At 66.3% G+C, this 4,382-nt stretch carries 5 protein-coding genes and 1 pseudogene; 2 read left to right on the forward strand and 4 right to left on the reverse strand.

What is annotated here, in order from left to right; translation table 11 throughout:
- The coding region (locus tag QOD90_RS17255; RefSeq protein WP_526351852.1) for an Rv1322 family protein at positions 1–175 on the reverse strand (175 nt) is incomplete at its 3' end.
- A 17-nt stretch (positions 176–192) separates the two neighbouring features.
- Positions 193–864, reverse strand: a complete 672-nt coding sequence (gene nucS / locus QOD90_RS17260; RefSeq protein WP_526351844.1) for an endonuclease NucS — start codon at positions 862–864, stop codon at positions 193–195.
- Positions 865–911: 47 nt separating this feature from the next.
- Between nucS and QOD90_RS17265 the strand changes: the two genes are divergently transcribed.
- Together QOD90_RS17265 and QOD90_RS17270 are read left to right on the forward strand one after the other, a co-directional pair.
- Positions 912–2,516, forward strand: a complete 1,605-nt coding sequence (locus tag QOD90_RS17265; RefSeq protein ID WP_526351846.1) for an adenylate/guanylate cyclase domain-containing protein — start codon at positions 912–914, stop codon at positions 2,514–2,516.
- A gap of 89 nt (positions 2,517–2,605) precedes the next feature.
- Positions 2,606–2,908: a hypothetical protein gene (locus QOD90_RS17270; RefSeq protein WP_526351848.1), complete on the forward strand. Its 303-nt coding sequence runs from the start codon at positions 2,606–2,608 to the stop codon at positions 2,906–2,908.
- Here the strand turns inward: QOD90_RS17270 and QOD90_RS17275 are convergent.
- Positions 2,895–3,347 (reverse strand): SRPBCC family protein, encoded by a 453-nt coding sequence (locus QOD90_RS17275; RefSeq protein WP_526351850.1) that lies wholly within the window; start codon positions 3,345–3,347, stop codon positions 2,895–2,897. The genes QOD90_RS17270 and QOD90_RS17275 overlap by 14 nt on opposite strands.
- A gap of 46 nt (positions 3,348–3,393) precedes the next feature.
- Positions 3,394–4,162: pseudogene (locus QOD90_RS17280) on the reverse strand (SDR family NAD(P)-dependent oxidoreductase).
- Positions 4,163–4,382: the final 220 nt, after the last annotated feature.

Consider the following 4,382-nt stretch of genomic DNA (forward strand, 5'->3'; position numbering starts at 1 on the left):
TGGACGGTTTGATCTCGTGATCGCAGCCGGGACACCGGTAGGTCTTCAGCGCCCTCGACGCGGCGACGGCCTTGACGTCGTAGTCGTACCCGTCCGGCCCAACCTCGACGCGGCGCGACACGGGCAGTGGCGGCAACGACCGCTGCCTGCGGGGTGGGGTGCGGCGCCTAGCCATCCCACCATCCTACGGCCTCAGAACAACCGGAACTCGTTGCTGTCCAAGCCTCGCATCTGGTCGTAATCCAAAGTCACACAACGTATTCCACGATCAACCGCCAGGGTGCGCGCCTGCGGCTTGATCTGCTGGGCGGCGAAGACGCCACTCACCGGCGCCAGCACGGTGTCCCGATTGAGCAGATCGAGGTAGCGGGTGAGTTGCTCGACGCCGTCGATCTCGCCGCGGCGCTTGATCTCGACGGCCACCGAGCGTCCCAGTTCATCGCGGCACATCAGGTCGACCGGACCGATGGGCGTCATGTACTCCCGCCGGACCAACGTGTATCCGACGCCCAACAACTCGACGTGCTCGGCGAGCAGCACCTGCAGATGAGCCTCTACCCCGTCCTTGATCAGACCGGGATCGACGCCCAGCTCGTGGCTGGAGTCGTGCTCCACGTCCTCGACGGTGATGCGCAGCTGCTCGCCGGCCTTGTTCTCCACCACCCAGACCGGACTGGGGCCGCCGGCCTCCTCGACCATCCAGCAGGGCGGACTCATCCAGTTCAACGGCTTGTACGCACGGTCGTCGGCGTGCACGCTGACGGACCCGTCCGACTTGAACAACAACAACCGGCGGGCGGACGGGAGGTGGGCGGTGAGGCGGCCGACGTAGTCGACGGTGCACTGGGCAATGACGAGGCGCACGGCAACTACCCTAGATGGCCGGGGCGGGAAACTAGGCTGACGCCACGATGACGGAGAAGAAGAGCACGGCGCAGCGGCTTGGCCGGGTCCTGGAGACGGTGACCAACCAAAGCAGTCGCGTGCCCGCCACGCCGGAGTACGGCTCGTGGATCCTGGGTCGGGTCTCCGAGAGCCAGCTTCGCCGCCGAGTCCGCATTCAACTCATCCTCACGACGTTCGTGGTGATAGCGAACCTCATTGGCATCGCCGTTGCGACGCTCGTCGTCACCGTGGCATTCCCCAGCCCCAACGTCTTTGCGCCGGACGTCCGGTGGATCACGTTCATCGCAGTCCCCGTCTACCTCTTCGGCGCGTTGATCGTCGGTACGTTCTGGGCCACCTTCCGCGTGATGAAGAACGTCCGATGGGCGATCGAGGAGCGCGAACCCACCAAGGAGGACCAGCGCAACACGTTCTTCGCTCCGTGGCGTCTGACCCGCGTGCTGCTCATCCTCTGGGGCATCGGCACGATCGTTCTCACCACGATGTACGCCATGGTGAACACCCAGTTCATCCCGAAGTGGCTGCTGGGCATCAGCTTTCCCGGCATCGTCGTGTCGGCGTGCTGTTACCTGTTCACCGAGTTCGCCCTTCGTCCGGTGGCAGCTCAGGCCCTTGAGGTCGGCCCTCCGCCGCGACGATTTGCGCCGGGGATCATGGGCCGCACCATGCTGGTGTGGACCCTCGGATCGGGCGTGCCGGTGCTCGGGATCCTGCTGGCGGCCATCCTCACGTTGACGCTTCGGAACGTCACCCCCACCCAATTCACATTTGCCGTCGTCATTCTCGCGTTGTTCGCATTGCTGTTCGGCTTCATCTCGATGTGGATCCTGTCGTGGCTGACCGCGACACCGGTGCGCGTGGTGCGCGCTGCACTGAATCGCGTCGAGCAGGGCGACTTCGACACCAACGTGGTGGTGTTCGACGGCACCGAACTGGGCCAGCTGCAGCGTGGATTCAACTCGATGGCCGCCGGTCTGCGGGAGCGCGAGCGGGTGCGCGATCTCTTCGGCCAACACGTCGGGCGTGAGGTCGCGTTGCTCGCGGAGAAGGAGCGGCCGAAGCTTGGGGGCGAAGAACGCCATGCCGCAGTCATATTCGTCGACATCATCGGGTCGACGCAGCTGGTGACGAGCCGACCCGCCGTCGAAGTCGTCGATCTGCTGAACCGGTTCTTCGCGGTCGTCGTGGACGAGGTGGACCGACACCACGGGCTGGTCAACAAGTTCGAGGGTGATGCCGTGCTGGCCGTCTTCGGCGCGCCGGTGTCACTCGACAACGCCGAAGAAGAGGCGCTGGCGGCCGCCCGCGGAATGGCAGAGCGGCTACGCGTCGAGGTGCCGGAGTGTCAGGCCGGAATCGGGGTTGCGGCTGGTCAGGTGGTGGCGGGCAATGTCGGCGCCAAGGACCGATTCGAGTACACCGTCATCGGCGAACCCGTCAACGAGGCCGCCCGGCTGTGCGAGCTGTCCAAGACGATCGACGGTCATCTCGTCGCCTCGTCCGCCACCGTCGCGCGCGCGGGCGAAAGCGAAAGCGCGCGTTGGACGCTCGGTGACACGGTGACACTGCGCGGCCACGACGAGCCGACGCGGCTCGCCGTACCCAAGTAGAAGCCGGGGTGAGCCGCTACCTGGCGTTACGCTTGGAAGATTCTCAAGGGTGGGACACATCTTCCGCGCGTCGGAGAGGGGCAGGTCACATGTCGCACGTACCGCGACTCCTCGCGTCACTCGCAATCGCCGCGGGCGGTATCACCGTCGTCGGTCTGGCCTCGGTCGTTTCGGCCGATCCCGACATTGACGGCGAGTCCGCTACCGCCGTCATCCAACAGCTCCAGGAACAGGGCTACGCCGTGAACGTCAACGGCGCCCCTGCCGGCGACACCTCGCTGCTCAGCACGTGCACGGTGACGTCGATTCACAATCCCGGTGATCCCACCCCGGATCCGACGACCAACACGACGATCTTCGTCGACGTCGCGTGTCCCCTCACCCACGGCTGAGCGGATGTGACGAGCTGGCGTGCAGCGGCCCGGCAAACGACTTCTTCAGCGTCGCGGGTGCGACGAGCGGCAGCAGCGATGCCAGGAGTCGACGCTTGAAACCTGCTGGCGTGCGGGTCAATTCGATGTCGACTCGGGTGCCGCTGGCCAACGGGGTCAGCTGGAACGTCCATCCCCCGCCGGGTCCGAATACCTTGGAGTCGAGGGTCGTGACGGTCACGCGGTGGCGGTGGGTGTCCCAGTCGTAGCGGGCTCGCTCCCAGGCCGAGGCGGTTCCTTCGGTGACCTCGGCCCAAGTATCGCCGAGGGCGTGCACCTGAAAGTGCGCGGCGTCGATGGTCGGCCACTGCTCCGGACGCGATGGCCCGAAGTCGGTCAGGATCGCCATGAGCTCAGGCGCGGCGAGGGTGGACGTGATGCTGAAACGGATGACGGGCATGGGGTGCTCTCCTTCTTGATTGCGGATATGGATACGACGTCGCTGCTCAGATTGCGGACCAACCCCCATCGACCGACAGGATCGCGCCGTGGATGTTGCCTGCGTGCGGCCCGGCCAGGAACACCACCGCAGCAGCCACTTCGGCGACGCTGCTCATCCGGTGTGACGGCAGCTGCGCCAGCGCGGGCGCTATCGCCGCGGCGTACTCGTCGCTACGTTCGGTGGCGATCGGGCCCGGTGCCACCGCGTTGACCCGGACGCCGGCCGGCCCGTACTCGGCGGCCCACGCCTTGGTGAGCTGGTGGACGCTCGCCTTGGTCGCGCCATAGAGCGCTGACCCGTCCGCACCGACCAAACCGCTGATCGAGCCGATGTTGACGATCGCGCCATCACCGCGCTGCGCCATCGCCGGGGCCACCATTCCCGGTCAACTGGAACGGAGTGAGCACACTGACGTCGAACGCAGCCCTGATCTCCGCGGTGGTCACGTCGGAGGTCGGAGCGGGCTGGATCAGGGTGGCCACGTTGTTGACCAGGATGTCGAGTCGGCCATCGACTGCCTCGGTAGCCGTGGCCGTCACGGCGGCGATCGCGTCGGGTCCGTCGGAGAAGTCCACCGGAACGAAAGTCGCACGGCCGCCGTCGGATTCGATTTGCGCGACGACCCGCTGCCCACGAGCACTGGTGCGACCGGTGACGACGACGTGGGCGCCGGCCGCAGCGAGGGCGATGGCGATGCCGGCTCCGAGCCCAGAGGTCGAACCCGTGACGAGGGCGGTGCGCCCGATGAGTGGCGTTGCGGCGAAGGGGTTCATGTACTCATTTCACCGCCCGACGCCTCATCGAGTCCAACGACTAATTTGGATCGAAGGCATCTACCAAATAGATGAGAGCATGATGCCGAGGCACGCGGCGGCCCGCCTACGGCTGGGGATACGGCGCGAACCTGTTGTCGAAGCCCGCCTTGCGGGTCGCCAACTGTGCCGCGCGTTGCGCCTCGGTGTAGTACACGGTGCCCGGGGGCACGACGGTGGA

The organism is Mycobacterium sp. (assembly GCF_032161845.1).
In the GTDB taxonomy this organism is placed as follows: domain Bacteria; phylum Actinomycetota; class Actinomycetes; order Mycobacteriales; family Mycobacteriaceae; genus Mycobacterium.